This window comes from Streptomyces sp. NPDC003016, from assembly GCF_053591455.1.
Genome location: NZ_JBSFTV010000012.1, coordinates 80,537 through 106,148 on the forward strand (window position 1 = coordinate 80,537; position 25,612 = coordinate 106,148).

The window sequence follows — 25,612 nt, forward strand, 5'->3', positions numbered from 1 at the left end:
GTCTATACCTTGACACGATCACATCAAGCGCGCTTGAGTGGGTGCACAGCCCCCCACCGCGGCCGAGCCCGGAGCACAACTACCGCTCCGGGCCGGGCCGTTGTGCTCAGAGGAGTGATCGAGTGTTGAGAACCCGCCTCCTGGCCCTGCTGACGGCGATCCTCGTCACCACCGGCCTCGCCGTGGTACTGACGCCCCCCGCGTCCGCGGCCTCCCCCTGCGACACCGCGCCCCACTGGCAGCAGGGCGCCAGATACACGACTGGCAACGTTGTCAGGTACAACGGCGCGTACTACGTGGCCGAGCACGACAACCCGGGCTACGACCCGACCGTCAGCACCTGGTACTGGGACCCGTACAACTGCGGCGGCGGGGGCGGCAACCCGTCGCCGTCCGGCTTCGTGGTCAGCGAGTCGCAGTTCCACCAGATGTTCCCGAACCGGAACGCGTTCTACACCTACAGCGGCCTCACCACCGCCCTCAGCGCCTACCCCGGCTTCGCCACCACGGGCAGCGACACGGTGAAGAAGCAGGAGGCAGCGGCGTTCCTCGCGAACGTCAGCCATGAGACCGGCGGTCTGGTCCACGTCGTCGAGCAGAACACGGCCAACTACCCGCACTACTGCGACTGGAGCCAACCGTACGGCTGCCCGGCCGGCCAGGCGGCGTACTACGGCCGCGGACCGATCCAGCTCAGCTGGAACTTCAACTACAAGGCGGCGGGCGACGCGCTCGGCATCGACCTGCTGAACAACCCCTGGCGTGTGCAGAACGAGGCGGCCGTGGCCTGGAAGACGGGCCTTTGGTACTGGAACACCCAGAACGGCCCGGGCACGATGACCGGTCACAACGCCATGGTGAACCAGGCCGGCTTCGGTCACACGATCCGCTCCATCAACGGCTCGCTGGAGTGCGACGGCAAGAACCCGGCACAGGTCCAGAGCCGGGTCGGCAAGTACCAGCAGTTCGCCCAGATCCTGGGCGTGCCCACCGGCTCGAACCTCTCCTGCTGAAACCGGGCCGCCACTGAACGGGCCGCGGACCGGGGAGACACCGTCCCCCGGTCCGCGGCCGCGCCATCTCACACGGCCCACAGGCAACCCGCGAGATCTTGTCCCCGTCTTCCGGGACCGAGAGGCACCCGGGCGAACCGGGTTCCTGGACCACGGAGTCGAGGAGGGGACCGTTGACACGTGCCCGAAGGATATGGGCCACCGCGATAGCGGTGCTCACGGTGGCGGGGGTGTCGCCCGCGGTGGCGCAAGCCCGGCAGCCACCCGACGTCCGGACCGCCACTGCGGCGGACGACAACGACCGTGACCTGCCGCCCGGCTGGCGGATCACCCATGGTGACGGGGACAGCGCGCTGGAGTGGCGCTCACCGCGTCCGGTACCGGCGGGCGACGCGCGCGTGGAGTTCCACGCCGACGGCAGACTGGTCGGCGCTCCCGAGCCGGACAACGACGGCCGGACCTTCCGGCTGCCCCTCGATGACGCGCGCACAGCGGAGCTGACCGGCCTTCAGGTGCTGGCGGCCGGCCGTCGTCTGGACCAGGGGGCCGATGCCGCCTCCGACGCCCGCGACCGGCGTTCCGCGAAGCCACCCGCCCCGAAGTCACCGGCCGGACTCCCGGCGGGCTCCGTCGACCCCGGCAGACCCGGCACGTACCGCACGACCACCGGCGAGTACGCGCTCGACCCGGTCCGCCTGCCCGGATTCCCCGCACCGGTCGAGATGCGCGGCGTCGTCGTCGCGCCGAAGGACGCCCCCGGCAAGCGGCCGGTCGCGCTGTTCCTGCACGGCCGGCACGCCACCTGCTACGTACCGGGCGGCGACGAGGTGACCATCGACTGGCCCTGCGCCGGGGGCGCCGAGCCGATCCCGAGCCACCGGGGCTATCTGCGCGACCAGAAACTGCTGGCCTCCCAGGGCTATGTGACCGTGTCGATCTCCGCCAACGGCGTCAACGGCCAGGACTGGAACGCGGAGGACGGCGGCGCGCAGGCCCGTTCGTCGCTGGTGCGGACGCACCTGGCCCGCTGGGCCGACTGGGCCGCCAAGCCGGCCACGGCCCCGGCGGCCGTGCGCAAGGCCCCGAAGGCCGACTTGTCGCGCGCCCTGCTCGTCGGCCACTCGCGCGGCGGCGAGGGCGTCAACCGCGCCGCCATGGACAGCCTCTACCCGCCCCCGGCCGGCCAGGACGGCTACCGCGGCACGGTGCGCTGGCATGTCCGCGGTACCGTACTCATCGGGCCGACGGTCTTCGGCCAGAACCCGGTGCCGGACGTGCCCTCGCTGACGATCCTGCCGGGCTGCGACGGCGACGTCTCCGACCTGCAGGGACAGGTGTACGCCGACGGCACTCGCGGCGTCAGCCGGGGCAGGGCCCTGCACAGCTCGGTCTACATGGTCGGCGCCAACCACAACTACTTCAACAGCGAGTGGACTCCGGGCCGGGCCCAGGCGCCCGCCGACGACGATTTCTGGCACGACCCCGAGCAGCCGGATCCGGTGTGCTCGCCCAAGGCCGCCACCCGGCTGACCGCCGACCAGCAGCACCGGGCCGGCGCCACCTACATCGCCGCCGCCGCCCGGCTGTTCGTCGCCGGGGACGACCGGGTGCGCGAGCTGCTCGACGGCTCGGGCCGCCGGGCCCCCTCCGCCGACCCCGCGCGGGTGCTGACCCACGCGGTCGGCGCGAACCGCGGCGCCGGGTTCCTGCCGGACGGGCCCGTGAAGGTGACCGGCGGGCGGCTGTGCTCCGCGATCGACCCCGACCCGCACGTCTCCTGCCTGGACACCGAGGCGGGCGGTTCCTCGCCGCACTTCGCGTACTGGCAGCCGGAACGCGAGACCGGCCGCCGCGCCGTGGCGCTGCGCTGGTCCGCGCCGGGCTCGGCGGTGAAGGTGCGCCCCGAGAAGCCGCTCTCCGTCAAGGGGGCCAAGAGCCTCGCGCTGCGCGTCTTCGTACCTCCGAACACCACCGGGACCCAGTTGGACGTGTCCGTCACCGACGCCGCCGGCAAGCGGGCGAACCTCGGTCGTGTCCGGGTCGACGGGCTGCCGGGCAGCGACCGCACCTCCTCCTACTGGGCGCGCGAGGTGCGCGTACCCCTCGCCTCGGCCACCCGCGCCGGTCTCGACCTGCGCCGGGTCGCCTCCCTGGAGCTGACCCCGCGCACCGGCTCCGGACAGGCGTGGCTGATGGACGCCTGGGCGTGGAACCCCGGCACCCCCGCGGTGCGCGAAGCCGCGCTGACCCGCGTCGACATCGGCCGCCTGAAGGTCAAGGAGGGCGACTCCGGCGTCCGTACGCACCACGTGCCCGTGCGGGTGTCCGGCAAGGGCAGCGGCACGGTACGGCTGTACGTCCTGGACCCCGTCACCGGCACGGCGGAAGACCGCCTGGTGACGGTCCGGCCCGGCCGCAGCACCATCGACGTGCGGGTGAAAGTGAAGGGCGACAAGCGGTACTCCTGGGACGTGTCCCACGACGTGCTCGTCAAGGCGGTCCGGGGCTCGGTCGTCGGCTCGCACACGGGCGGGGTCACCACCGAGAACGACGACCCGATGCCCGAGATCACCGTGGAGCCGGTCGTCGGCAAGGTGACCGAGGGGCAGCCGCTGACCTGGCGGGTCTCCCTCTCCGCGCCCGCCGACGTGGAGATGACGAAGACGCTCCGGATCGTGCCCGTCCCGGGCCGCCCCGAGCTGTCCACCAAGGACGTCGACCCGCAGTGGCTCCTGGACCTGACCGGTGAGGTACCCGACGGCGAGGTCCCGCTGTCCCGGCTGGACTACGCCTACGTGTGGGCATCGGTGCCCGCCGGACAGACCGGGGCGGAGGTGACCGTACCCACGATCCGCGACCAGGTGGCCGAGCAGACCGAGTACGTCGGCCTCCAGCACACCGACGACGAGGGCGAGCCGCACGGCCCGGTCCTGACCGGCACGGTGCTCGACGCCCCGTAGCCCCGCGTCTCACGGCAGGGTGAACCCGCACCACACCGCCTTGCCCGGGCCGCGTCGGCCGGCACCCCGGGTGCCGGCCAACGCGGCCACCACCAGCGGCAGTCCGCGCCCCGGCGGTACGCCGTCGTACACCAGCGCGTTCGCCGCCGGTTCGCTCAGGCACAGTGTGATGCCGTCTGCCCGACGCGCCGGGCACGGCCACTGCCGGGCTTTGCCGACGAGGTACGGCTCGTCGCCCGGTGCTGCCACTGCCGCCGTCGCGTCGGGGGCCGCCAACTCCTGGCGTCCGCCGGCCGACCGGCGAGATCCGCCGGACTGCTCATGACCGGCACCGGTACCGAGGTGCGCCCGGAACATCAATAGGGTGACCCCATGTCTGCCACGTTGAGTTCCCAAAAAACCGCCACCGCGCTCCGAACATCGGCACGCGTCTCCGTTGAGTTGCTGCTGGTCCTTGTGATGACTGCGGTGGCTCTGTGGATCATGGGCCGGATGTGGTCGGTGGTCTGGCCGCTCATAGTGGGCCTGCTCCTCACCACGCTGACCTGGCCCCTGGCTCGTTTCCTGCGCCGGCACGGGTGGCGCCCCGCCCTGGCCGCGTCGGCTGTGACCGTACTGTTCCTCCTGGTCGCCACGGGCATCGTGGCGCTGATCGCGGTGCCGGTGGCGTCCCAGTCCGGCGAGCTGGCCGACGGCGTGGTCGAAGGCATCCAGAAGCTCCGCGAGTGGGCCGCCGGGCCGCCGTTGAACATCGGCGACGACCAGATCACGCGTGCCTTCGACACCGCGATCGCCCGCATCCAGGACAGCATCGGCAGCATGGTCACCACTGTCGTCACGGGAGTGAGCACCGTGTTCAACGGCGTGGTCACTGCCGTCCTGGCGCTCTTCCTGATGTTCTTCTTCCTCAAGGACGGCCCGCGGTTCCTCCCGTGGCTCACCCGTCAGCTCCCCGGCCGGCTCGCCACCGACGTCCCGGTCGTGGCCGCGCGCGGTTGGGACACCCTGGGCGCGTTCGTGCGTTCCCAGGCATTCGTCGGCCTGCTCGACGCCGTCCTCATCGGTCTCGGCCTGTGGATTCTGGAGGTACCGCTGGTGCTCCCGCTGGCGGTGCTGACCTTCGTGTCCGCGTTCGTGCCGATCGTGGGCGCCCTGTTCGCCGGCTTGGTCGCGGTGCTCATCGCGTTGGTGTCGAACGGCCTGACAGACGCACTGATCGTGCTGGCGATCATCGTCGTGGTGCAGCAGCTCGAGGGCAACGTGTTCCAGCCCATGATCCAAAGCCGCGGGCTCGGCCTGCATGCGGCGGTGGTCCTGCTCGCCGTGACGTTGGGCGCCAGTCTGGCCGGCGTCGTGGGCAGCCTGCTCGCCGTACCGGTGGCCGCGCTGATCGCGGTGGTCTGGAACTATCTGCGCGAGCAGCTCAGCGACCCTCCGCAGGAGCCGGAGGCCGGCGAGTCCCCCACCGGCGCGGCCGTCCCGTCGTAGCTCCTCGCCCCGGCCACGGCGCGACCGAGCGGGATTGCCGTAACCGCGCCGTTCATCCCCGGGCTTCCCCGGGCGGTCGCAGACTGCGCTTGCCCCGATCGGCCGGCAAAGACCCGGCGCGGGCGCCGCAGAGCCGGTACAGGAGCCGGCGGCAGTCGTGTTCACGCTCGTACGCCGGCCTGCCGACCGCGGGGGGCGCCGCCCGCGCAGACCGGGCACTTCGGCGGAGCACCGCTCGTCGTCACCGCACTCGCCTCGAACGCGTTCACGTCCGCCTCCGGGCCTTTCAGCCTCAGTCCGCAGGCCACGATGGCCGGCGCCTCATCAACACGCTCGCGGAGCAGGCCGTTGCCGGCGCCGACGGCATGACCGTCCGCGTCTTCCTTCCCTGGTCACCAGGGAAGGAAGACGTTCCCCGCAGGCTGACACCGTTGTACGTGATCTGCGTACGCCCCGGTTCGGGGCGCGGCCCGTATAGCTCAGCACTTGCAGAACCGATAAATCATTAGGCCGAATTACTCCATATGCGACAAGGCAGCCACCCATTTGCCCCGCATCCCGCCTAATGCATGTTCCGTTGGACGGATCATGACGAATGCAATTTCACCGGTCTCCTCGGGGCGCCTCCTGGCCGACGCGAAGAGCCCCACACGCGCTGTCCGGCCGGGGAAATCGGTGGTCACCCCGATGGCCGGCCAGCCCACCCGGCGGCCTCTTCATGGCTGAGTCGCGCGGCCGTCACAGTCGCGCAGAGCCTCCCTCTCCCCCGGGCTCCCCCGGCGACTGGTCCCACCCGACCGACAGCCATCCGCCGGCGGGAACCTGGGCCCACCCCCCGACCCTGGCCGACCAGTTGGACGCGCACTGGGATCCGGCAGAGGAGCTCGCCCACCTCCTGCACGAGGCCATCGAAACCGAAAGGAACGCCGGCCCCCCGCCCGCGGACGACACCGACCTGACGGCCACCGAAGGGGCCGACACCCCTCTCGCCGGCCTGACCGAGATCACCGCCGAACTTCCGCCCCTGCGCCCCTCGCCCTCGCGCCGCCGCGCCCCCTCGCGGAAGAAGCGTACGACCGGAGCGCTGCGGACCACCAGCTTCTTCCTCGCCGCGCTCACCGCTGCCGTGGCGTCCATGGTGTGTGTTTTCAGCGGCATGGCCGCCTACGACCCCCTGCACCACCTCGCCGCATACCGCACCTCCGGCATCACGGCCGGGTGGTGGCCCCTGCTGGTGTACGGGCCGTGGATGGTCGCCTCCCTGTCGATCCTGCGCGCCGCCCTCCACCAGCGCCGCGCCGCCCACTCCTGGACTGTGGTGCTGCTGTTCTCCACCGTGTCCATGCTCCTGTGCGTAGCCCAGGCGCCCCGGACCCTGGTCGACGCGGCAACCGCGGCGCTCCCCTCGCTCGCCGCCCTGGCCTGTTTCCAGCAGCTCGTCCGGCAGATCACCCTCACCCGCCCGCCCCGCCAGACCAAACCACGCCACCGCACCCGGCAGACCCCGCGCCGACCAGGTGCTGCGGGGCGATGAGAAGCCACCCGTCCCGAAGGGGCAGATCCCCGCAAGACGGTGTCCCGCATGGTTACTGAACTTGAACTCGTGCGGCCGGCCCGGCGTGTGGGGGTGCGCCCGTCGTCGGCGACGAAGGCAGCCGCTCGATTCCCGACGGCCGTGCCGTAAGTGCTCGGTTCCCACGGTCCGGGCTCCACCCGTAGACCGTGGGAACAGCCTGGACGACCTCGCTGGGCCGGGCCCGCCGAAACCGGTCCAGCAGGGTGTCATGCCCGGTCGGGATGTCGGGCTGAACGGCGGTGCCGCTCGTCCAGACGGGGGAGCAACACCTTGGTCCTCTGCGAGTCGTTGGTCGAGTACGCCCGCCGCCTGGCCGTACGACCAGGCTCCCGCGTCTGTGCGGCAGGACGCACCGGCTCCCGGCGGGCCGTTGCCCCGCCCGGGCTCACGAGCGGGGCCAGGGGCGTCCGCCGATGCGCTCGATGTCGGTGTTGAAGCGCCTCAGGTAGGAGGCGAAGGCCGCGATGTCCTCGTCCGGCCAGCCCACCAGGATCTGGTCCAGGGCTCGGACGATGCCCTCGCGTTCCTCGTCGAGCATCTCCGCACCCTTGTCGGTGATGCGGAATTTGCGGGCCATGCCCCCGTCGGGGTCGGGAATGCGTTCCACCAGTCCGGCGCGCATCGCCGCGGCGGTCTGCCGGTTGAGGGTGGAGGCATCGAGTCCGAAGGCGTCGCTCAGCTCACCGATCGACATGGGTCCCTGCATGCGGATGCGGCTGAGGAGGATGTAGGCGCTGCGCTCCAGTACGCCGTCCTTGCGGCGTCCGCCCCTCTGGTTCAAGAACGTGTGGCGACTGAGCAGCATCTGCTCGTACTCGACCTCGTGCGTCGGTCTGACCATGCGTCCCGCCGCCTCCCGCTTCCTGCCGTGCCGCCGGCGCGTCGCGCCTCGAGGCGGTTCCTTGCCTCAATTCTCTCACATACATGCATCATCCACATAATATGCTTGATGCATGCGGTGTGTACGATGCACATCCTTGCTGCGAACACACTCGAGGAGCTCCGCGCATGGACGTCCCCCGGCCCGCATCCCGTCCAGGTGGCGTGGTGGCCACGCTGGCGTTCGCCGGCATCACGGCAGCGATCATGCAGACGCTGGTCACTCCGCTCATAGCGGAGCTGCCGAAGATCCTCGGCACCACGCCCTCGAACGCCGCCTGGGTGATCACCGCCACCCTGCTCGTGTCGGCCGTCTGCGTACCGGTCTCCGGACGCCTGGGGGACCTGATCGGCAAGCGCCGGATGCTCCTCGTGTGCGCCGTGCCGCTGATCGCGGGCTCGGTGGTGTGCGCGCTCTCGTCCTCCGTCGTCCCCATGATCGCCGGACGGGGTCTGCAGGGCATGGGCATGGGCATGGTGCCGCTGGGCATCGCCCTGCTGCGTGACGTGGTCCCGGCGGAGAAACTCAGCTCCTCCATCGCACTGGTCAGTGCCTCCATGGGCATCGGCGGCGGCCTCGGCCTGCCGATCGCCGCGGCGGTCGCCCAGTACACGAACTGGCGGGTGCTGTTCTGGGGCTCCGCGGCCCTGGCCGCGGTGGTCGCGGTACTGATCTGGTTCCTGATCCCGGACGTCCCGGCCGGCGCCAAGGGCCAGCGCTTCGACGCGCTCGGTGCGCTCGGCCTCGGCACCGGCCTGGTCTGTCTGCTGCTCGCGGTCTCCAAGGGCGCCGACTGGGGCTGGGCCTCGGGCACCACGCTGGGCCTGCTCGCCGCCACCGTCGTGGTGCTGCCGGCCTGGGGCCTGTGGGAGCTGCGCACCAGGGAGCCGCTGGTCGACCTGCGGACCACGGCCCGCCCCCGGGTGCTGCTGACCAACATCGCCTCGGTCTTCGTCGGCTTCGGCATGTACGCGAGCATGCTGGTCGTGCCGCAGCTGCTGCAGTTCCCCGAGGCCACCGGCCACGGCCTGGGCCAGTCGATGCTCGCGGCGGGCCTGTGGATGGCGCCCGGCGGCATCATGATGATGTTCGTCTCCCCGCTCGGCGGGAAGCTCACCGACGCCCGGGGCCCGAAGTTCACGCTGGTCTGCGGTGTCCTCGTCATGGCCGCCGGCTACGGCCTGTCGCTGGCGCTGATGGGCTCGGCCTGGGGGCTGATGCTGGTCGGCATGGTGATCAACAGCGGTGTGGGCCTCGCCTACGGCTCGATGCCCGCCCTGATCATGGGTTCGGTGCCGCTCTCCGAGACCGCCGCGGCCAACGGCTTCAACACGCTCATGCGCTCGCTCGGCACCTCGATCGGCGCCGCCGTGCTCGGTGCGGTCCTCGCCCGGATGACCACGACGGCGGGCGGCTACAGCTTCACCTCCGAGGAGGGCTTCCGCACCGGCCTGATGATCGGCTGCGGGGTCGCCCTGGTCGCCGCGGCGATCGCGGCCCTCATCCCGGCCGCGCGCCGCGTCCCGGCCGGTGCCGGGGAAGCCGGCTCGCCCACCGGGGCCGGACGGTCCGCGGTCAGGGCCTGACGGGTCGGAACACGTCGGAGGAGCACGGCGGCGAACCCGGCCCCGAACGCCTCCCGCGCAGGGCCGCGTCGAAGAACGTACCCGTGCCGCTCGCCGCGGCCGGACAGCCGGGACCGACGCCGTTCTCGGCCCGCACCCCGAAATCGCCCAGGAAATTCGTGTGCTGCCGCGCGGACGCGAGGCGGCCGCGCGGCAGCACGGCCACGGAGAGAAAGAGGGACGCCATGTCCGACCCCCGCAGCTCGCCCGTTTCCACCCCCTCCCCCACCCCCACCGGCGCTCAGGAACTCGGATTCGACCCCGCCGCCCTCCGGGCCCGTTACCGGGCCGAGCGGGACCGCAGGATCCGGCCGGAGGGCCGCAGGCAGTACCAGCGCGTCACCGGCAGGTTCGGGTACTACGACGAGGACCCGTACGCCGAAGCCGCGCCCTCCCGCGAGCCGCTCCACGACCGGGTCGAAGTGGTGGTCGTCGGGGGCGGGTTCGGCGGCCTGCTCGCGGGTGCCCGACTGCGGCAGGCGGGTGTGGAATCGATCCGGATGATCGAGAAGGGCGGAGATTTCGGAGGCACGTGGTACTGGAACCGGTACCCCGGCATCCACTGCGACATCGAGTCGTACATCTACCTGCCGCTGCTGGAAGAGGTCGGCTACGTCCCGAAGTGGAAGTACGCGCCGGGTGAGGAGATCCGCCGGCACGCGGAGGCGGTCGGACGGGCCTTCGGCCTTTACCGTGACGCCCTCTTCCGGACTCGGGTGACCGAGCTGCGCTGGGACGAGGACGCGTGCGAGTGGCACGTGAGCACCGACCGGGGCGACCGGATACGGGCGCGGTACGTGGTGACGGCCAGTGGCACGCTGAGCGAGGCGAAGCTCCCGGGCATACCGGGGATAGAGACCTTCGGGGGGCACACGTTCCACACCAGCCGCTGGGACTACGCCTACACCGGCGGCGACGCGGGCGGCAACCTGCACCGGCTCGCCGACAAGCGCGTCGCCCTGATCGGCACGGGCGCGACGGCCGTCCAGTGCGTCCCCCACCTCGGGGCGGACGCCGAAGAGCTGTACGTGTTCCAGCGCACTCCTTCCTCGGTGGACGTGCGCGGCAATCGCCCCACGGATCCCGGCTGGGCCGCCTCCCTCTCCCCCGGCTGGCAGCAGCGGCGCAGGGACAACTTCCTCACCCTCGTCACCGGCGGCCAGGCGGACGAGGACCTGATCGACGACGGCTGGACCAGCACGGCCCGCCTGCAGCAGAAGCTCATCCCGAGCGACGGTTACCTGGCCCTGCCGCCGGAGGAACGGGAACGCGCGTACGAGATCGCCGACTTCCGGAAGATGGACGAGATCCGGGCGCGGGTCGACGCCGTCGTCACGGATCCGGGGACGGCCGAGAAGCTCAAGCCGTGGTACCGCTACATGTGCAAGCGGCCCACGTTCAGCGACGGCTATCTGGAGACCTTCAACCGGCCCCATGTCACCCTGGTCGACACGGCCGACAGCCACGGCGTGGAGAGCATCACCGAGAACGCCGTCGTGGCCGGCTCCACCGCGTACGAAGTCGACTGCATCATCTTCGGAACCGGATTCGAGGTCGGTGTCTCGGGGATCACCTCCGGACGCCTGCCGGTGTACGGCGCGGGGGGTGTCGCTCTGGCCGAGGCGTGGAAGGACGGCCCCCGGACGCTCCACGGCTTCTACAGCCACGGCTTCCCCAACCTCTTCCAGCTCGGACCGCTGCAGAACGCCAGTTCCGTCAACTTCGTCCACGTCCTCGACGAACAGGCGGTCCACGTCGCCGAGGTCGTCGCCGAAGCGCGCAGGCGCCGGGCCCGCCGGGTGGAACCGACCGCCGAGGCCGAGGCCGCGTGGGTCGCGACGATCCGTGAGAAGGCCGCCGACCTGTACGCGTTCCAGGCGGAGTGCACCCCCGGTTACTACAACAACGAAGGCATGCCCAGGAAGCGCAGCGAGTCGTACGGGGACGGACCGGTCGCCTTCCACGCCCTGCTCCGCGACTGGCGCGCGAACGGCGGCATGAGCGAGGTCCTCGTCGGCGCCGAGCAAGGCCGGGCCTGAGGGAAGGGGGCGGAGACGATGACGGAGCGCCCCAGCCGGTACGGGCCGGTCGCGTCCGGGCCGGTCTCACGCACCCGTTGGGAGGTGAAGAGGCTCAACGCGCCCAATCCGCTGTGGGGTTCGAACGGTGTCGCGTTCGGGCCCGACGGAAGGCTGTACGCCGCACAGTTCCTGGCCGGCCGGATCAGCGCCGTGGACACCGCCACCGGGGACGTCGAGACGGTGGTGGCGACGGACGGCCCGGTCCAGTCGCCGGACGACCTGGCCTTCGCGGCGGACGGCTCGATGTACATCACCGACCTGGTCCCGGGGCGGGTGTGGCGCCGCAGTCCGCAGGGCGCGTACACCCTCGTGTGCGACCAGGTCGAAGTACCCAACGGCATCACCTGCGTCGGCGACCGGCTCTTCGTCAACGAGATGAGGACGAACGGCCGGCTGCTGGAGCTGTTCCCCGGCAGCGGCGATTCCCCCCGGGTGCTCACCGACGGGCTGGCGCTGGGCAACGCGATGCAGCTCGGCCCCGACGGCCACCTGTACTACCCGCACATGGTGACCGACCAGGTCTGGCGCATACCCCCCGACGGAGGAGAGCCCGAACTGGTCGCGCAGGACGTGCACGAACCGGTCGCGGTCCGCTTCGACCGGGCCGGCGTCATGCTGGTGCTGTCCCGGGGCCGGGCCGGCACCGTGACCCGTATCGACCTGCACGGGACGGGCTCCCGGTCCGTCGTCACCAGTGGTCTCGCGGGGCTCGACAACGCGGCGTTCGACGCGGAGAACAGGATGTTCGTCTCCAGCTTCGCCAGCGGCGGCATCACCGAGCTGCACCCCGACGGCCGGACGCGGGAGATCGTGCCCTGCGGACTCGACGGCCCCTTCGGGGTGACCGTCGACCTGGCGGGCACCGTGTACGCCGCCGACCACTACCGGGTGGCCGGTCCGGAAGGCGGTACGACGGGCAGTCCGGGCGGTGTGACCACGCACGTCCTGCGGCCGTTCGCCCACGGCATCAGCGCCGGGGGCGGACTGCTGCACCTCACCTCGCAGTACGGCGAGGTCAGTACGTACGATCCCGCGCGCGGAACCACGCGCGTCCGGGTGAGCGGTCTGCGGCAGCCCATGGGCATCTGCGCGCGGCCGGAGGGCGGACTGGCCGTCGTCGAGGCGGGCGCCGGCCGGGTGCTGGCCCTGGACGAGAACGACACCGTCACCGTGCTCGCCGAGGGACTCGGCCACCCCGTGGACGTGGCCTTCGACGCCGAGGGGCGCTGCTACGTGAGTGACGAGCGGCTCGGGACGGTACTCAGGATCGACGACGGGCACACCGTCACCGTCGCGGACGGGCTCGACGCCCCGCAGGGGCTGACGGTGCTGGGTGACGAGGTGTTCACCGTGGAGACCGGCTCGCGGAGGCTGCGGGCCGTTTCGCTCACCACGGGGGAACACCGGATCGACGCCGAGGACCTGCCGGTCGGTCTGCCCCCGGGCACCGTCCTCCGCGCCAGGCCCGCGCTGTTCGCCCACGGCATGCCCGGCGTGCCGCGTCCGTTCGCCGGTCTCACCGCGGCTCCCGACGGCTCCCTGCTCCTCTCGGCCAACGGGGAGGGGACCGTACTGCGCCTGTCGCCCCGGTCCCCGGGGACCGGGGCGCACGGTACGGGACAGCGCCCCGGCGCCCGGCCGCCGGACGACGGCGGCGCCGGGTGAAATCCCGGGGACCGAACCGCACTTCACCCTGCCGGAGCGTGTACGGGAGCAGCACATGCCGCTGCCCGCGACCACGCCACCGGCGCTCGTGCTCCACTGAAAGGAAAACCCATGACGAACAACGGTGTGGCAGGACGCAGTGTCGTTGTCACCGGGGCCGCGTCCGGCATCGGCCGGGCCGCGGCCCTGAGGTTCGCGCAGGAGCGCGCCCGGGTTCTGGTCGCGGACCTGAACCGGAGCGGTGCCGAAGAGGCCGTCCGCGAGATCGAGGAAGCCGGGGGCACCGCCCTCGCCGTCGCCGGTGACCTGAGCGACCGGCACGTGGTGGACACCGTCGTCGAGCGGGCCGTCACGGCCTTCGGCGGGCTGGACGTCCTGGTGAACAACGCCGGGATCATGGACCGTATGTCCGCCCTGGGCGAGACCGACGACGCGGAGTGGGAGCGCGTCATACGGACCAACCTGACCGCGCCTTTCCTGCTGACCCGGGCCGCCCTGCCGCACATGCTCGCCGCCGGGCGCGGCTCGATCGTCTTCACGGCCTCCGAGGCCGGCCTGCGCGGCGGTGCGGCCGGCGCCGCCTACACCGCTTCCAAGCACGGAGTGGTCGGCCTCGTCAAGAATCTGGCCGTCATGTACCGGAAGCAGGGCATCCGGGCCAACGCCATCGCTCCTGGCCCCACCAGGACCAGCATCCACGTCGACGCGGCTCCCGAGGCGCACGGACCCTCCCTGATAAGCCGGTTGATCGGCGCGAACATCGGCCGGCTGGGCAGCGCGGAGGAACAGGCCGCCGCCATCGTCTTCCTGGCTTCGGACGCCGCCGCGTTCGTCAACGGCGCCGTCCTCCCGGTCGACGACGGCTGGGCCGCCGTCTGACGAGGCCCTCTTGCCTCAAGCCCTGTGGCGTGCCCGTTCCGGCAGCACCCGTACACCAAGAAGTGCATGTGCGGCGCACTTTCCGCTCCGTGGGCGCGACAGAATCCCCCCTTCAGGGCCGGAAGGAAATCTGTCGTGACGGTAGTAGACATTGCCGTTTGATGGGGTAGGGTTCCACTCGTAGCCAAGACAGCGAGTGAGGCGCGGCAGGGACGAACTGCCGCGCATGCAGGTTCAAGCGAGTTGTGGCACGGCAGTGGAATCTCGGGGCCGGATGTACGCGGGGTCCTCAGGTTGACCGCCGGGCCGGACGGCCCACAGGGGCGGATTGTGGCACGGCAGTGGAGCGGAAGGGCCGGACGCACAACAGGGGTCCTGTCGCTGACTGCCGGGCCGGCGACTCCAGGAGTCGCGAGCAGTCCCGCAGTTCCAGCAGTACGACAGATTGATCACGGGAAACAAGGAGGCAGACGCCATCAGGATCGCCCGGGCGAGGAAGAGTCCGCCCGGGTACCGAAGGACCCGGAAAGGAAGGTGGTCCCCGGTCACGCATCCGCGATCCCCGCACCCCGCCCCTCCCCCCGGGCGAAGATGCGGAAACAAGAGCCCGGCACAGCAGTAGCCGGCAGATGGTGTTGATCCCCCCGGGGCCCTGGTGCCGTACGGCACCAGGGCCCCTTCGCACGTTCAGGCGAAACCGCGGCGCGCCTGGGCGTGTTTTCGCCGGCGGCGCCGCTACGGCACCCGGCGCCGCCGCTCCCGGACACGGCAGCGGGCGGGCCGCTGATTCACGGTGTGACGGATTTCCCGGTCGCCGCGTGCGCGCCGAGGGCGTCGGCGGCGCTGGGGTAGGAAGGCATGAGCGTGCTGAGGCCGGTGAGGTCCAGCATCCGGGCCAGCCGGCCGGGGGTGGCGGCCAGGGTGAGGGAGCCGCCGGCGTCCTTCGCGCAGCGCATGATGCCGATGAGGGCGTTGAAGCCGGAGGAGTCGCAGAAGGTCACCAGGTCCAGGTCCAGGATCAGGTACGGGTGGCCCTGGGCGATGAGCCGAAGCGCTCCGGTGCGCAGGGCGGGGGCACTGTCCACGTCGATCTCACCGGCGGTGGCGACCAGAACGAGGGGGCCTTCGGTGCGCTGGACGGTGAGCGTGAGGGCGTCGGTCACGAGGGGTCAGCGCTCCTGGCCGGTGGGGGTGGCGTCCTCGGGGGACGCCGGGGTGGCGAGGGTGTGGGTGGTCACGGCGGCCGTGGGCTGCTCGGCGGCCGCCCGATGGGGGACGGACAGGGCAAGCAGGGCGACGTCGTCACCGGCGCCCTGGGGCATGTTCGCGATCAGAGCCACAGTCTCCTCTACGAGGGCGGAGGCCGCCGAGGTGTCGCGGGTGGCGAGGAAGGCGGCCACCCCGTCCTCGCCCAGCATCGCGCCGTCCGCCAGGCGGGCCTCGGTGAGGCCGTCGGTGTAGAGCAGCAGGCCGTGGCCGGGGGCCAGATACAGGGTGTGGGAGGCGAAGCGGGCCTGGTCCAGGGCGCCGACCAGCATGCCGCCCGTGGGCCGTACGCCCTCCACCCGCACGACGACGTCGCCGTCGTGCTCCAGGTGGAACAGCGGGGGGTGGCCGCCGGTGGCCACCACCACGGTGAACCCGCCCTCCGGGGCCGGGGTGAGGGTGCCGAAGACACAGGTGCAGTACCGGCTGCCGACCGACGGGTCCAGCAGCAGGGCGCTGTTGAGGGCATCGAGCACATCGATGGGATCACTGTGGTGCTGGGCGGCTTCGCGCAGGGTGTAGCGGGTCAGCGAGGTCACCGCTGCGGCTTCGGCTCCCTTGCCGCACACATCGCCGAGGAAGAACGCCCAGCGGTCGCCGCCCAGAGGGAAGACGTCGTAGAAGTCGCCGCCGACATCGCGCGGGGAGGCGGTCTGGTAGTGACAGGCCAACTCCAGACCGGGCACCGCGGGCAGCGCCGGCGGCAGCAGGGTCCGCTGCAGGGCGGAGGCGAAGGAGGTGATCGCCTCCTTGTCCCGTTCGGCCTGCTTCCGCGCCTCCTCCTGCTCGATGCGCCGCTCCTGCTCCTCGCGCAGCCGGTGCAGCGCCGACAGGCGCAGTTCCAGCGCGTCCACGACCATCGCGGCCAGGTCGGCCAGGGTCGCGGTATCGGCTGCGGTGATCAGGCGCGGTCTGGTGTCGAGGATGTTGACCGTACCCAGCCGGTGCCCGTCGGCGGTGATGATGGGGGCGGCGGCGTAGAACCGCACTCCCAGAGGACCTGCCACCAGCGGGTTGGAGCAGGCCACCGGGTCGGCGAGGGCGTCAGGGATCACCAGCGTGTCGTCGGTGAGGATCGCCGAGGCGCACAGGCCCGGATCCCGGCCGATCTCAGTGACCCCTTCCAGGCCATGAGTGGCCTTGAACCAGATCCGGTCCTCGTCCACGATCGTCACCGTCGCGACCGGCACGTCGAACAGGCGGGCGGCCACCGCCGCGACCCGGTCGAACGCACCGTCGGGCGGAGTGTCGAGGATGTCGTAGCGGCGCACCGCCGCCATCCGCGCCGCCTCGACCGACACGGCAGGAGAGACCCCGAACGGCATGACGACAGGCGCACTGGCTTGGTCGGACATATACCTCGTTTCGCCTTCCCCCGTCAGAAAAAGCGACTGCCGGACAACCGCCGCCCCAAGCACCCTACCCAAGGCCACGGACACCTCAGGCTTCCCGGAGGCCCCTTCCCGTCAGCCGGGGGTGTGGTGCGCAAGCCGCTGCCCTGGGCCGTACACCCGTCCGCCCGGGGCGACACCGCGGTCGACGACGTTCCTGACGACGGCATCGCCGGCGGTAACCCCGCCGGGCTCATACGCCGTCGTCACAGCGACGGGGACATCGCCCGCCTCCCGGCCGTGGCCCGGTGGGACTGACCGCTCCAGCACGTCAGCGAACACGTCCGAACCATCATGTCCGGCAGCGTCAACACCCTCGAGGCCGCCGCTCCGGGAAGAGAGCAGCCGCAGCGATCTCGATGCGTACCTCCGCGTGGCGGAGGAGTCCGGGGCGCTTCGGGTGCTGGACATCGGTGGGGGGGGACAGGTGTGTTCGTACTCCTGCCGGCTGATCGCGGGGCCGAGGAGCCCATACGCCGGGACGGCGAGCGGGAGCGGCCCGTCGGCGAGGAGATCATCCGGATTCCGGCCGACAGGCACGCAGGTCACCAGGGGCGGATGGCGGCTCGCCGACGCGTGGCTGAACGACCAGCCCCCGTCGAGCCGTAGTACCCGACCCGGCGCTGCCGGCGGCGGTGATGTGCGGCATCGACGGAGCGCTCGCGCTGACGGGTGACCGGGGCACGTACGACTCCACGCGGTGCGAGGCCGGCCTGCTCAACGTGTCGGTGTGGCCGGCTCCGCGTTCCTTCCGGCGCGCCGACGACGTCATCGCACCCCCGTCCGGACGCGGCGAGGGGTACCGCACGCAGACGGAGAGCCGGCTCCGGCGGCACGAGGCGCCCTACGACGAGCCGTGGATGCGCGGGGCGGGCGACGGGCGCCGCGACGACGAGGTGAAGGCCGGGTTTCCGACCGGCGCGTGCGTCACCGGTACGCGGTGCGGGTGCCGCTGGACGGCCGCGACCGTGTGGTCGCCCTGTGGCGCCGCCTGGGGCCGCCCACGTGACAGGTCGGCTACGGCAGTTCCCGGGGGTGATGAGCGCGCCGGCGTCCGTCAGTCCTCGACGAGCGCGTCGACCACGGCCCGGGCGACCCGGCCGGCCCGCTCGGCCGTCCAGAAGGCCGGATCCTCCACCGTGGAGACGAAGTAGCCGCGGGTCAGCAGGAAGAGGACGTCGACGGCCAGCTCCGCATCCGGCACTCCCGACGCGATGGCCGCGTCGAGGAACTCCTGCCGTGATTCACGCGCCTCGCGCCGGTCGGCCCCGTTCGGGTCGGTGTGCACCGACGAGAGCATCTCGACCCAGAGGGTGCGCAGCAGCAGGTCGTCGGGATCGGTGCTGAGGTTCCACTCCACCATGGCGCGCAGGCGTTCCTTGCCCTCCAGGTCACCCACACGGCCTTCCAGGTCGGCGCGCCAGCGGGACTCGGCGGCACGGACCGCGTTGGTGATCAGCGCTATCCGCGTGGGCACGTAGTTGGTGACCATCGCCGTGGAGCCGCCCAGTTCCTTGGCCACGGCGCGGATGGTGACCGCGCGCGCCCCGTCGCGGGCGGCGACGGCAAGGGTGGCCTGGGCGATTTCCTCGCGGCGCTGGACTTCGTCGACGTCGATCGGCATGAAGGCAACCTAGCTCAGTGGGGGTTGACGCTGCGGACATTCAAATGCAACGCTGTTATATCACGTTGTTTTCTCAATGTTTCCTCTGCGTGGAGAGCCCATGAGCCTTGCCGTTGAGCGCGTCACTCCGCAGCCCGTCCCCCCGCAGGCGCAGCAGCACATGGTGCGCGTGCGGGACGGAGTGCTGCTGGCCACCGATGTCTACGGCGCCGGCCCCGAACCCGCCCCGACCGTGCTCGTCCGCCTGCCGTACGACAAGAACAGCCGGTACGTCTTCTTCGAGAAGGTCGCGGAGCGGTTCACGGAGCGCGGTTACGTCATGGTGGTCCAGGACGTCCGCGGCAAGTTCCGCTCGCAGGGCGAGACGCTGGGCTGGACCGGCGAGGTGGACGACGGGTACGACACCATCGAGTGGGTCACGCGCCAGCCGTGGTCCGACGGGGTCGTGGGCATGTTCGGCGACTCGTACTACGGCTTCACCCAGTGGTCGGCGGTCGTCGGCCAGCACCCCGCCCTCCGTGCGATCGTCCCCCGGGTGACCTGCACCAACAACGGTCCGGGTGTGGCCAGTTACGACACCGGCTCCGGCCGCCAGCCCCTGTGGCTGGAGGGCGCCGACTACCAGGCGCACGTCTGGATCGACAACGACAGCTACGCGTTCGAGGCGGACCTCACCAAGCGTCCGCTGATCGCCGCGTACGAGGAGGCCTTCGAGGTCATCGGGAAGCGCTCGGCGGGCTTCGACCTGGTCGTCGGCTCCATCCCGCTGCCCCCGTACAACGGACCGCACCCCTATGACGCGCGTCCGGTCCCCGTCCTGCACTGTGTGGGCTGGTTCGACAACCTCGGCATCGCCCACATGCGCGACTACACCGAACTGGCCGAACGTCCCGGCTGGGCGGCGGTGCAGTACCTGATCGCCGACACGACCGACCACGAGAACTACTTCCTGGAGAACGCCCCGGTCTCCCCCCAGGCCGACCACCTGGTCAGCGAGGCCGCTCTGGACGGCATGCTCGACGCGTACACCGGTCCGGCACTGGAGTTCTTCGACGTCTTCCTGAAGGGCACCGCGCGGCCCGAGTCGCTCCCGCGGGTGCGCTGGAAGCTCGGGCACGCCGACTGGCGCACGTCGGCGGCCTGGCCCCCGCCGCGGGCGGTGGAGACCGACCTGTACCTGGGGGACCCGGGGTCCGCGACCGGCCCGGTGCCCGGCGGCCGGCTCGCCGCCGCTCCCGCGCCGGAGGCGGAGTCCGTGGAGTGGCGGTACGACCCGGACAACCTCGTGCCGTCCGCCACGGCGGACACCTTCATGCTGTTGCGCGACCACCCGGACGAGCGCCGCACGGCGGACCGGGACGACGTCCTGCTCTTCACGGCGCCTGCCTCCGAGGCCCCGCTCGACCTGGCCGGTCCCGTACACGCGGTGCTGCACGTCGAAAGCACGGCGCCCACCTTCGACGTGTTCGCCAGGCTCCTCGACCTGGCCCCGGACGGCACGGCGCGGCTGATCGTGCGCGGCTGTGTCCAGGCGGACGCGCCGGGCGAGTGGGAGATCGCGCTGGGCCACACCGGTTACCGGGTGCGCCCGGGCCACCGTCTCGCGCTGACGGTCGCCGGCAGCGACTTCCCGAACCACCTGCCCAACTCCGGTTCGCGGGAGAACCCGTGGCTGACGGTCGCGCCCAAGGCGAGCCTCCAGAAGCTCCGGACCGGATCCGCCCGTCCCTCGCGCCTGCGCCTCACCGTCCTGCCCGAAAGCGGTACGGGCGGTGGTCCGCGGTGACCCTGCGGTACGTCGCCACCAGGCTGGCCACCCTCGTGGTGACCGTCCTCGTCTCCAGTCTGGCGATCTACGGTGCCCTGTTCCTGACCCCCGGCGACCCCGCCACGCTGCTCGTCGGCGGCAGCCGGAACCCCGACCCGGCCGTACTGGACCGGATCCACCGCGAGTACCACCTGGACGATCCCTTCGTCGAGGGCTACTGGCACTGGCTGAGCGGCTGCCTCCAGGGGGACTTCGGGAGATCCCTCGCCTACCGCGACACCGTCGCCAACCTGGTCGGCGCGCGCGCCGGCGACACCGTCGCACTGGTCGCCTACGCCTCCGTCCTGGTCCTCCTCGCCGGTACGTTCATCGGCACGCTCGCCGCCCTGCGCGGCGGCCGGACCGAAACGCTGGCCACGACGCTCACCGCGGGCGCGATGGCGGTACCCACGTTCATCATGTCGGTCCTGCTCATCTGGGTGTTCGCCGTCCGGCTGCCGTGGTTCCCGGTGTACGGCTCCGGCGAGGGCTTCACCGGCACCCTGACGCACCTGACGCTGCCGGCCCTCGCGCTGGCGGTGACCTGGACCGGTTACGTCGCGCAGGTCACCCGTACCGCCGTGCGCGCGGAGATGCGCGCGGAGCACGTGGAGACCGCCCGCAGCCGCGGCGTACCCGAACCGGCCGTGATCAGACGGCACGTGCTGCACAACGCCTCCGGCCCCGTCTTCGCGGTGTCCGGCGTCGGTGTCGCGGGCCTCATCGCCACCGCCGCCGTCGCCGAGCAGGCGTTCGGCACCGGCGGGCTGGGAGCCCTCATGATCGAGGCGGCGTCCAAGCAGGACATGGCCGTGGTCCAGGCCGTGTCGCTGATCTTCGTGGTCGTGTTCGTCGTCATCAACACCGTCGTCGATCTGGTCAGCGCCGCGCTCGATCCCCGGGCCGCGCGGAAGGGGACCCGATGAGCACCGCCCTGCCCGGCCGTACCGCCCGTACACCCCGTGCCGGGGGCCGGACCGGACGCCCGCGCGACTACGTGACGCTCGGCGCCGGGTGCGTGGTCGCCCTGTTCGTCCTGCTGGCCGTGCTGGGACCGCTGGTCGCCCCGCACGATCCGAACGCCGTCGACCCGTTCGACGTCAACGCCGGGCCTTCGGGGGCCCACCTCCTGGGCACCGACGACACCGGACGCGACATCCTGTCCAGGATCGTCTGCGGTACCCGCTCCAGCCTGGCGGCGCCGGCCGTGGTGATTCTGGTCTCCACCACCCTCGGCACCCTGCTCGCACTGACCGCCGCCTGGGCCGGGGGGTGGCCGGACCGGTTCGTCTCCGGCGCCCTGGACGTCATTTTCGGTTTCCCGGGCCTGATCATGGCGGTTCTCGCCGCCGCCGTCTTCGGGGCGGGCCTCGCCGCTCCGGTGGTGGCCCTGTCGATCGCCTACCTGCCACTGATCACGCGGGTCGTGCGGTCGGCCGCGCTCAAGGAACGCAATCTGCCGTACGTTTCGGCGCTCCAGCTCCTCGGGGCTCCCACACACCGCATCTGGCTCCGTCACCTGCTGCCGAACCTGCTGCCCCTCGTCCTCGTCCAGGCCACCATCGGCTTCGGATACGCCCTTCTCGACGTGGCCGCGATCTCGTTCCTCGGGCTCGGCAGCCAGCCGCCGGACCCCGAATGGGGACTGATGGTGTCCAACGGGGCCCCTTCGATCCTCGCCGGCCGGCCCCAGCAGTCGCTGTACGCCGGCCTCGTCGTCCTGGTGGTGGTGGTCGCGTTCAACCTGCTGGGGACGGGGCTGTCCCGACGCCTGCTCGGAGAAGACTCATGACCTCACCACCACTGCTCCGGATGGACGGGCTGAGGCTCGACCTGCCCCTCGACGGCGGCCTGAAGACCGTCGTCCACCGTGCGGATGTGACCGTTGCCGAAGGACTGGCCGTCGCCCTGGTGGGCGAGTCCGGATCGGGGAAGTCGCTGACGGCCCGTTCCGTTCTGCGCCTGTTGCCGAAGGGGGCCCGGATGCACGGTGACGTGCTGTTCGCGGGCGAATCCGTGCGGAAGATGTCCCGGGAACGGCTGCGTGCGTTCCGTGCCGCCGATGTCGCCATGGTCTTCCAGGATCCCCGTGCCCACATCAACCCGGCGCGCAGCGTCGGTGACTTCCTGGTGGAGGGACTGACGACCGCACGTGGTGTCCCCGCGGCCGAGGCCGTCGCCAAGGTCACGGGAATCCTGCGGGAAGTCGGGATCGGTGACGCCGAACGGCGCATGCGACAGCGGCCCCACGAGCTCTCCGGCGGCCTGCTGCAACGTGTCATGATCGCCGCCGCGCTGGCCGCCGAACCGCGGCTGCTGCTCGCCGACGAGCCGACCACCGCGCTCGACGTGACCACGCAGGAGGAGGTGATGGCCATCATCGGCGAGGCCCGTGAAGCCCGCGGTCTCGCCATGCTGTTCATCACCCACGACCTGGAACTGGCCGCCGCCGTCTGCGACCGGGTCGTGGTGATGTACGCGGGTTCGACCGTCGAGGAGCTTCCGGCCGCCTCGCTGCGCCACCGTGCCGCCCACCCGTACACACGGGCCCTGCTCGCGTCCCGTCCGGCGGTCGGCGACATCCGTGCCGAGTTGCGGGCCATCGCGGGCAGACCGCTTTCCGGCTTCGAGGCGCCCGCGGGATGCGCCTTCAGCGACCGCTGTCCCGACGTGCGGGATCTGTGCCGCGGCGACCGGCCGCAGCCGCGTTCCGCCGGCGGTTCCACAGCGGCCTGCCACTTCCCCCGCTCCCACTCGTCCGAGGAGACCGGCAAACATGCTTGAGGTGAGGAACCTGCGCAAGGTCTTCGGTGACTTCGTCGCCGTCGACGACGTCACGTTCTCCCTTCCTGAACACGGGTCGCTGGCGGTCGTCGGCGAGTCGGGATCCGGCAAGACGACGACCGCGCGCATGATCGCCGGACTCGAAACACCCGGTGGAGGACAGATCGTCGTCGCGGGAAGCGAGCGCCGGTCCGGGCGGGTGCGCCCGAAGGAGCGGCGTACCCGCGGCCGGCAGATCCAGATGGTGTTCCAGGACCCCTACTCCTCGCTCGACCGGCGCCAGCGGGTGTGCGACGCCGTCGCGGAGGCGGTCGTGCTGCACCGGCCGCTGCGCGGAGAAGCGCTCCGGGGCCGTGTCTCGGAACTGTTCGCCATGGTGGGACTGGACGACCGGCAGGCGAGGTCCCTGCCGAAGGCCCTGTCGGGCGGGCAGCGTCAGCGCGTCGCCATCGCCCGTGCGCTGGCCGCCGAACCGCGGGTGCTGATTCTCGACGAGGCGATCGCGGCGCTGGACGTGTCGATCCAGGCACAGATCCTGGGCCTGCTCGCGCGTATCCGGGCGAGCACGGGGACAGCGCTGCTGTTCATCACGCACGACCTCGGCGCCGTCCGGCACATCAGTGGGGAAGTCCTGGTGATGCGGGCCGGGAAGGTCGTCGAGTACGGCCCGGTCGCGGACGTCCTCGACCACCCGCAGGACGCGTACACGCGGCGCCTCATCGAGTCCGTCCCCAAGCCGGGGTGGACACCGCGCAGGAGGACCCAGAAGGCTGCCGCCTGACCAGGTCGACCGAAGACGCTTGTCCGGGCCCGGGGGGGCCGGGCAAGCGTCTTCGGCATGAAGGAACCGAACGGCTCGGACGGCTCGGACGGCTCGGACGGCTCGGACGGCTCGGACGGCTCGCGCAGCGGGGCCCGTTGCCCGTGTCGCTCCTGCGTGTCGGCGCCGGCGCTCTGCGGCCGGCCGAGGGGGACCGGAAACAGCTCCGCCCCCTCGGCAGCCCGGACGGCTGCCGAAGGGGCGGTGTTCACGCCGGAGCCGGCGTCCGGCTCAGCCGGCGTGGGACCGGTCGGGCGAGGGCCGGGTACGCGGCGCACGGGCCTCGATCGCCGTGGCCGCGTGGAGCAGCAGGTTCTCGCGGAAACGCCCTCCGACGAGCTGTACGCCGGACGGGAGACCGTCCCTGATGCCCGTCGGTACCGACATCGCCGGGAAGCCGAGCACCGGAACGGCCTGCATGGGCCATTGCGCGGCGAGCAGTTCCCGGACGCGGGCGTCGCCGGCGAGGTCCGCGTCCTGTTCGAACGGCGGCTCCGCCGACACGGGCGTCAGCAGGATCCGCTCGTCGCCGAGGTACTGCTGGAGCCGGGTGATGAGGGTGCCGCGCCGCGCGTAGCCCTTGATGTACGCGTCCAAGGTGGGCCGTTCGCCCCAGGTCTCGGCGGCGGCGGCGAACGAGGACGCGAGCGAGAGCCTCACCGCGTCGTCACCGAACCGCTCGATCTCCGGCATCATCGTGCGCAGCTCCTCGTAGAGCAGCAGCGACCACAGCCGCGCCGCTTCGCCCAGCAGCGGCAGCTCGGCCTCCTCCACCTCGTAGCCCGCTTCGCCGAGCCATGCCGCGGCACTGTCGAGGGCCGCGTCAACGGCGGCGTGGGGCTTGGCCAGACCGACGTCGCGGACGACCGCGACCTTCACCGGGCGGGGCTCACCGAGCGGCGGCCGCACCGGCAGGCCGACCGGATCGCGCAGGTCCGGTGTCACCATGGCGTGCAGAGCCAGCCGGACGTCGTCGACGGTCCAGCCCAGCGGCCCGTGCACCGCCATGGTCTGGAAGGAGAGCGGGGCGTCGAACTCCCCTCCCCCGCCGGGTTCCGAGGCGGAGACGAGGCCCACCGTGGGCCGCAGGCCGACCGCGCCGCAGCAGTAGGCCGGGAACCTGATGGAACCGCCGATGTCGTTGCCCTGGGCGATCGGCACCATCCCGGACGCGATCGCGGCGGCGGCGCCGCCGGAGGACCCGCCCGGGGTGTGGGCGCTGCTCCACGGGTTGAGCGTCCTGCCGTGCAGGTCGTTGCCGGTGAACCACCGTACGGCGAACGCCGGGCTGTTGCTGCGGCCCATGAGGTTGGCGCCCGCCTCGCGCAGCGCCGCCACGCACGCCGCGTCGTCCGCGGCGACGGCGTCGGCCCATGCCGGGAGTCCGTGCGAGCTGGCGTATCCGCGCTGCGAAGTGTTGATCTTGATGGAGACCGGCACACCGTGCAGCGGTCCCAGTGCCCCGCCGGTGGTGACCGCCTTGTCCGCGACCGCGGCCTGGGCGAGTGCCTCCTCGGGGCGGACGTCCACGAGCGCGTTGACGGACGGGTTGGTTTCGTCGATCCGCCGCAGGAACGCCTGCGCGACCTCGGTCGCGGAGAAGTCCCTGTCGCGGATTCCGGCTGCCAGCTCAGCGGCCGAGCGGTCCCACAGCGGCTTCTCGTCCGGGGTGTCGGTCATCCTGGTCTCCTGGTCTCCTGGTCTGCTGGTCTGCTGGTCTGCTGGTCTGCTGGTCTGCTGGGATCTGAGGGGG

Annotated in this window: 21 protein-coding genes and 1 pseudogene; 15 read left to right on the plus strand and 7 right to left on the minus strand. The window is 71.7% G+C overall.

Going from position 1 to position 25,612, the window contains the following annotated elements:
- Window positions 1–125: 125 nt before the first annotated feature.
- Window positions 126–1,013, plus strand: a complete 888-nt coding sequence (locus ACWDZ4_RS12855; protein WP_451508506.1) for a glycoside hydrolase family 19 protein — start codon at window positions 126–128, stop codon at window positions 1,011–1,013.
- 173 nt (window positions 1,014–1,186) lie between these two features.
- Window positions 1,187–3,973 carry an alpha/beta hydrolase family protein gene (locus tag ACWDZ4_RS12860; RefSeq protein WP_451508425.1) on the plus strand — a complete coding sequence of 929 codons (2,787 nt, stop codon included), beginning with the start codon at window positions 1,187–1,189 and terminating at the stop codon, window positions 3,971–3,973.
- Between the two features lie 9 nt (window positions 3,974–3,982).
- Here the strand turns inward: ACWDZ4_RS12860 and ACWDZ4_RS12865 are convergent, their stop codons facing one another.
- Window positions 3,983–4,249, minus strand: a complete 267-nt coding sequence (locus ACWDZ4_RS12865; RefSeq protein ID WP_451508426.1) for a hypothetical protein — start codon at window positions 4,247–4,249, stop codon at window positions 3,983–3,985.
- A gap of 96 nt (window positions 4,250–4,345) precedes the next feature.
- Here ACWDZ4_RS12865 and ACWDZ4_RS12870 point away from each other — a divergent pair, with 96 nt between their 5' ends.
- Entirely contained in the window at window positions 4,346–5,461 is a 1,116-nt protein-coding gene (locus ACWDZ4_RS12870; protein ID WP_451508427.1) for an AI-2E family transporter, read from the plus strand.
- Between the two features lie 853 nt (window positions 5,462–6,314).
- Entirely contained in the window at window positions 6,315–6,995 is a 681-nt protein-coding gene (locus ACWDZ4_RS12875) for a DUF2637 domain-containing protein (protein ID WP_451508428.1), read from the plus strand.
- Window positions 6,996–7,422: 427 nt separating this feature from the next.
- On the opposite strand, the gene ACWDZ4_RS12880 is transcribed toward ACWDZ4_RS12875, so the two are convergent.
- A complete protein-coding gene (locus ACWDZ4_RS12880) occupies window positions 7,423–7,878 on the minus strand; it encodes a MarR family winged helix-turn-helix transcriptional regulator (RefSeq protein WP_451508429.1) in 456 nt (151 codons plus the stop codon).
- A gap of 167 nt (window positions 7,879–8,045) precedes the next feature.
- On the opposite strand from ACWDZ4_RS12880, the gene ACWDZ4_RS12885 reads away from it, so the two are divergent.
- Window positions 8,046–9,503, plus strand: coding sequence for an MFS transporter (locus ACWDZ4_RS12885; protein ID WP_451508430.1), 1,458 nt, complete (start codon window positions 8,046–8,048; stop codon window positions 9,501–9,503).
- Here ACWDZ4_RS12885 and ACWDZ4_RS12890 read toward each other — a convergent pair.
- A complete protein-coding gene (locus ACWDZ4_RS12890; RefSeq protein WP_451508431.1) occupies window positions 9,493–9,729 on the minus strand; it encodes a hypothetical protein in 237 nt (78 codons plus the stop codon). The genes ACWDZ4_RS12885 and ACWDZ4_RS12890 overlap by 11 nt on opposite strands.
- On the opposite strand from ACWDZ4_RS12890, the gene ACWDZ4_RS12895 reads away from it, so the two are divergent.
- The 3 genes from ACWDZ4_RS12895 to ACWDZ4_RS12905 all read left to right on the plus strand — a co-directional run bounded on the left by ACWDZ4_RS12895 (window position 9,728) and on the right by ACWDZ4_RS12905 (window position 14,167).
- Window positions 9,728–11,581 (plus strand): flavin-containing monooxygenase, encoded by a 1,854-nt coding sequence (locus tag ACWDZ4_RS12895; RefSeq protein WP_451508432.1) that lies wholly within the window; start codon window positions 9,728–9,730, stop codon window positions 11,579–11,581. The two genes, ACWDZ4_RS12890 and ACWDZ4_RS12895, sit on opposite strands and share 2 nt — an antisense overlap.
- Before the next feature lie 18 nt (window positions 11,582–11,599).
- On the plus strand, window positions 11,600–13,288 hold the full coding sequence (locus tag ACWDZ4_RS12900; protein ID WP_451508433.1) for a hypothetical protein: 1,689 nt from the start codon (window positions 11,600–11,602) through the stop codon (window positions 13,286–13,288).
- 111 nt (window positions 13,289–13,399) lie between these two features.
- A complete protein-coding gene (locus tag ACWDZ4_RS12905) occupies window positions 13,400–14,167 on the plus strand; it encodes an SDR family NAD(P)-dependent oxidoreductase (RefSeq protein WP_451508434.1) in 768 nt (255 codons plus the stop codon).
- Window positions 14,168–14,955: 788 nt separating this feature from the next.
- On the opposite strand, the gene ACWDZ4_RS12910 is transcribed toward ACWDZ4_RS12905, so the two are convergent.
- Window positions 14,956–15,330, minus strand: coding sequence for an STAS domain-containing protein (locus ACWDZ4_RS12910; RefSeq protein WP_451508435.1), 375 nt, complete (start codon window positions 15,328–15,330; stop codon window positions 14,956–14,958).
- Window positions 15,331–15,336: 6 nt separating this feature from the next.
- Window positions 15,337–16,788: a PP2C family protein-serine/threonine phosphatase gene (locus ACWDZ4_RS12915; protein WP_451508436.1), complete on the minus strand. Its 1,452-nt coding sequence runs from the start codon at window positions 16,786–16,788 to the stop codon at window positions 15,337–15,339.
- A gap of 180 nt (window positions 16,789–16,968) precedes the next feature.
- Here ACWDZ4_RS12915 and ACWDZ4_RS12920 point away from each other — a divergent pair.
- Window positions 16,969–17,157: pseudogene (locus ACWDZ4_RS12920) on the plus strand (antibiotic acetyltransferase); the annotation flags it as partial.
- Between the two features lie 305 nt (window positions 17,158–17,462).
- On the plus strand, window positions 17,463–17,978 hold the full coding sequence (locus ACWDZ4_RS12925; protein ID WP_451508437.1) for a phosphatase domain-containing protein: 516 nt from the start codon (window positions 17,463–17,465) through the stop codon (window positions 17,976–17,978).
- On the opposite strand, the gene ACWDZ4_RS12930 is transcribed toward ACWDZ4_RS12925, so the two are convergent.
- Window positions 17,882–18,448: a TetR/AcrR family transcriptional regulator gene (locus tag ACWDZ4_RS12930; protein ID WP_451508438.1), complete on the minus strand. Its 567-nt coding sequence runs from the start codon at window positions 18,446–18,448 to the stop codon at window positions 17,882–17,884. The two genes, ACWDZ4_RS12925 and ACWDZ4_RS12930, sit on opposite strands and share 97 nt — an antisense overlap.
- Window positions 18,449–18,548: 100 nt before the next feature.
- Here ACWDZ4_RS12930 and ACWDZ4_RS12935 point away from each other — a divergent pair, with 100 nt between their 5' ends.
- The 5 genes from ACWDZ4_RS12935 to ACWDZ4_RS12955 are packed head-to-tail and all read left to right on the plus strand — an operon-like array spanning window position 18,549 to window position 23,820.
- Window positions 18,549–20,234 (plus strand): CocE/NonD family hydrolase, encoded by a 1,686-nt coding sequence (locus ACWDZ4_RS12935; protein WP_451508439.1) that lies wholly within the window; start codon window positions 18,549–18,551, stop codon window positions 20,232–20,234.
- The gene (locus ACWDZ4_RS12940) at window positions 20,231–21,181 is read left to right on the plus strand and encodes an ABC transporter permease (RefSeq protein ID WP_451508440.1); all 951 of its coding nucleotides are present in this window, start codon (window positions 20,231–20,233) and stop codon (window positions 21,179–21,181) included. Before ACWDZ4_RS12935 ends, ACWDZ4_RS12940 begins: the two co-directional genes overlap by 4 nt.
- Window positions 21,178–22,047 (plus strand): ABC transporter permease, encoded by an 870-nt coding sequence (locus ACWDZ4_RS12945; RefSeq protein WP_451508441.1) that lies wholly within the window; start codon window positions 21,178–21,180, stop codon window positions 22,045–22,047. Before ACWDZ4_RS12940 ends, ACWDZ4_RS12945 begins: the two co-directional genes overlap by 4 nt.
- Entirely contained in the window at window positions 22,044–23,039 is a 996-nt protein-coding gene (locus ACWDZ4_RS12950) for an ABC transporter ATP-binding protein (RefSeq protein WP_451508442.1), read from the plus strand. The genes ACWDZ4_RS12945 and ACWDZ4_RS12950 overlap by 4 nt, the downstream gene beginning before the upstream one ends.
- Window positions 23,032–23,820, plus strand: a complete 789-nt coding sequence (locus ACWDZ4_RS12955) for an ABC transporter ATP-binding protein (protein WP_451508443.1) — start codon at window positions 23,032–23,034, stop codon at window positions 23,818–23,820. The genes ACWDZ4_RS12950 and ACWDZ4_RS12955 overlap by 8 nt, the downstream gene beginning before the upstream one ends.
- A 270-nt stretch (window positions 23,821–24,090) precedes the next feature.
- On the opposite strand, the gene ACWDZ4_RS12960 is transcribed toward ACWDZ4_RS12955, so the two are convergent.
- Window positions 24,091–25,539, minus strand: a complete 1,449-nt coding sequence (locus ACWDZ4_RS12960; RefSeq protein ID WP_451508444.1) for an amidase — start codon at window positions 25,537–25,539, stop codon at window positions 24,091–24,093.
- Window positions 25,540–25,612: the final 73 nt, after the last annotated feature.

What these genes read in the sequence shown, in the direction of transcription:
- ACWDZ4_RS12950 (WP_451508442.1), top strand. Translation starts at nt 22,044, where the DNA reads ATGACCTCACCACCACTGCTCCGGATGGACGGGCTGAGGCTCGACCTG.
- ACWDZ4_RS12960 (WP_451508444.1), bottom strand. Translation starts at nt 25,539, where the DNA reads ATGACCGACACCCCGGACGAGAAGCCGCTGTGGGACCGCTCGGCCGCT.
- ACWDZ4_RS12935 (WP_451508439.1), top strand. Translation starts at nt 18,549, where the DNA reads ATGAGCCTTGCCGTTGAGCGCGTCACTCCGCAGCCCGTCCCCCCGCAG.
- ACWDZ4_RS12955 (WP_451508443.1), top strand. Translation starts at nt 23,032, where the DNA reads ATGCTTGAGGTGAGGAACCTGCGCAAGGTCTTCGGTGACTTCGTCGCC.
- ACWDZ4_RS12905 (WP_451508434.1), top strand. Translation starts at nt 13,400, where the DNA reads ATGACGAACAACGGTGTGGCAGGACGCAGTGTCGTTGTCACCGGGGCC.
- ACWDZ4_RS12945 (WP_451508441.1), top strand. Translation starts at nt 21,178, where the DNA reads ATGAGCACCGCCCTGCCCGGCCGTACCGCCCGTACACCCCGTGCCGGG.
- ACWDZ4_RS12885 (WP_451508430.1), top strand. Translation starts at nt 8,046, where the DNA reads ATGGACGTCCCCCGGCCCGCATCCCGTCCAGGTGGCGTGGTGGCCACG.
- ACWDZ4_RS12880 (WP_451508429.1), bottom strand. Translation starts at nt 7,878, where the DNA reads ATGGTCAGACCGACGCACGAGGTCGAGTACGAGCAGATGCTGCTCAGT.
- ACWDZ4_RS12915 (WP_451508436.1), bottom strand. Translation starts at nt 16,788, where the DNA reads ATGTCCGACCAAGCCAGTGCGCCTGTCGTCATGCCGTTCGGGGTCTCT.
- ACWDZ4_RS12925 (WP_451508437.1), top strand. Translation starts at nt 17,463, where the DNA reads ATGTGCGGCATCGACGGAGCGCTCGCGCTGACGGGTGACCGGGGCACG.
- ACWDZ4_RS12900 (WP_451508433.1), top strand. Translation starts at nt 11,600, where the DNA reads ATGACGGAGCGCCCCAGCCGGTACGGGCCGGTCGCGTCCGGGCCGGTC.
- ACWDZ4_RS12870 (WP_451508427.1), top strand. Translation starts at nt 4,346, where the DNA reads ATGTCTGCCACGTTGAGTTCCCAAAAAACCGCCACCGCGCTCCGAACA.
- ACWDZ4_RS12895 (WP_451508432.1), top strand. Translation starts at nt 9,728, where the DNA reads ATGTCCGACCCCCGCAGCTCGCCCGTTTCCACCCCCTCCCCCACCCCC.
- ACWDZ4_RS12890 (WP_451508431.1), bottom strand. Translation starts at nt 9,729, where the DNA reads ATGGCGTCCCTCTTTCTCTCCGTGGCCGTGCTGCCGCGCGGCCGCCTC.
- ACWDZ4_RS12930 (WP_451508438.1), bottom strand. Translation starts at nt 18,448, where the DNA reads ATGCCGATCGACGTCGACGAAGTCCAGCGCCGCGAGGAAATCGCCCAG.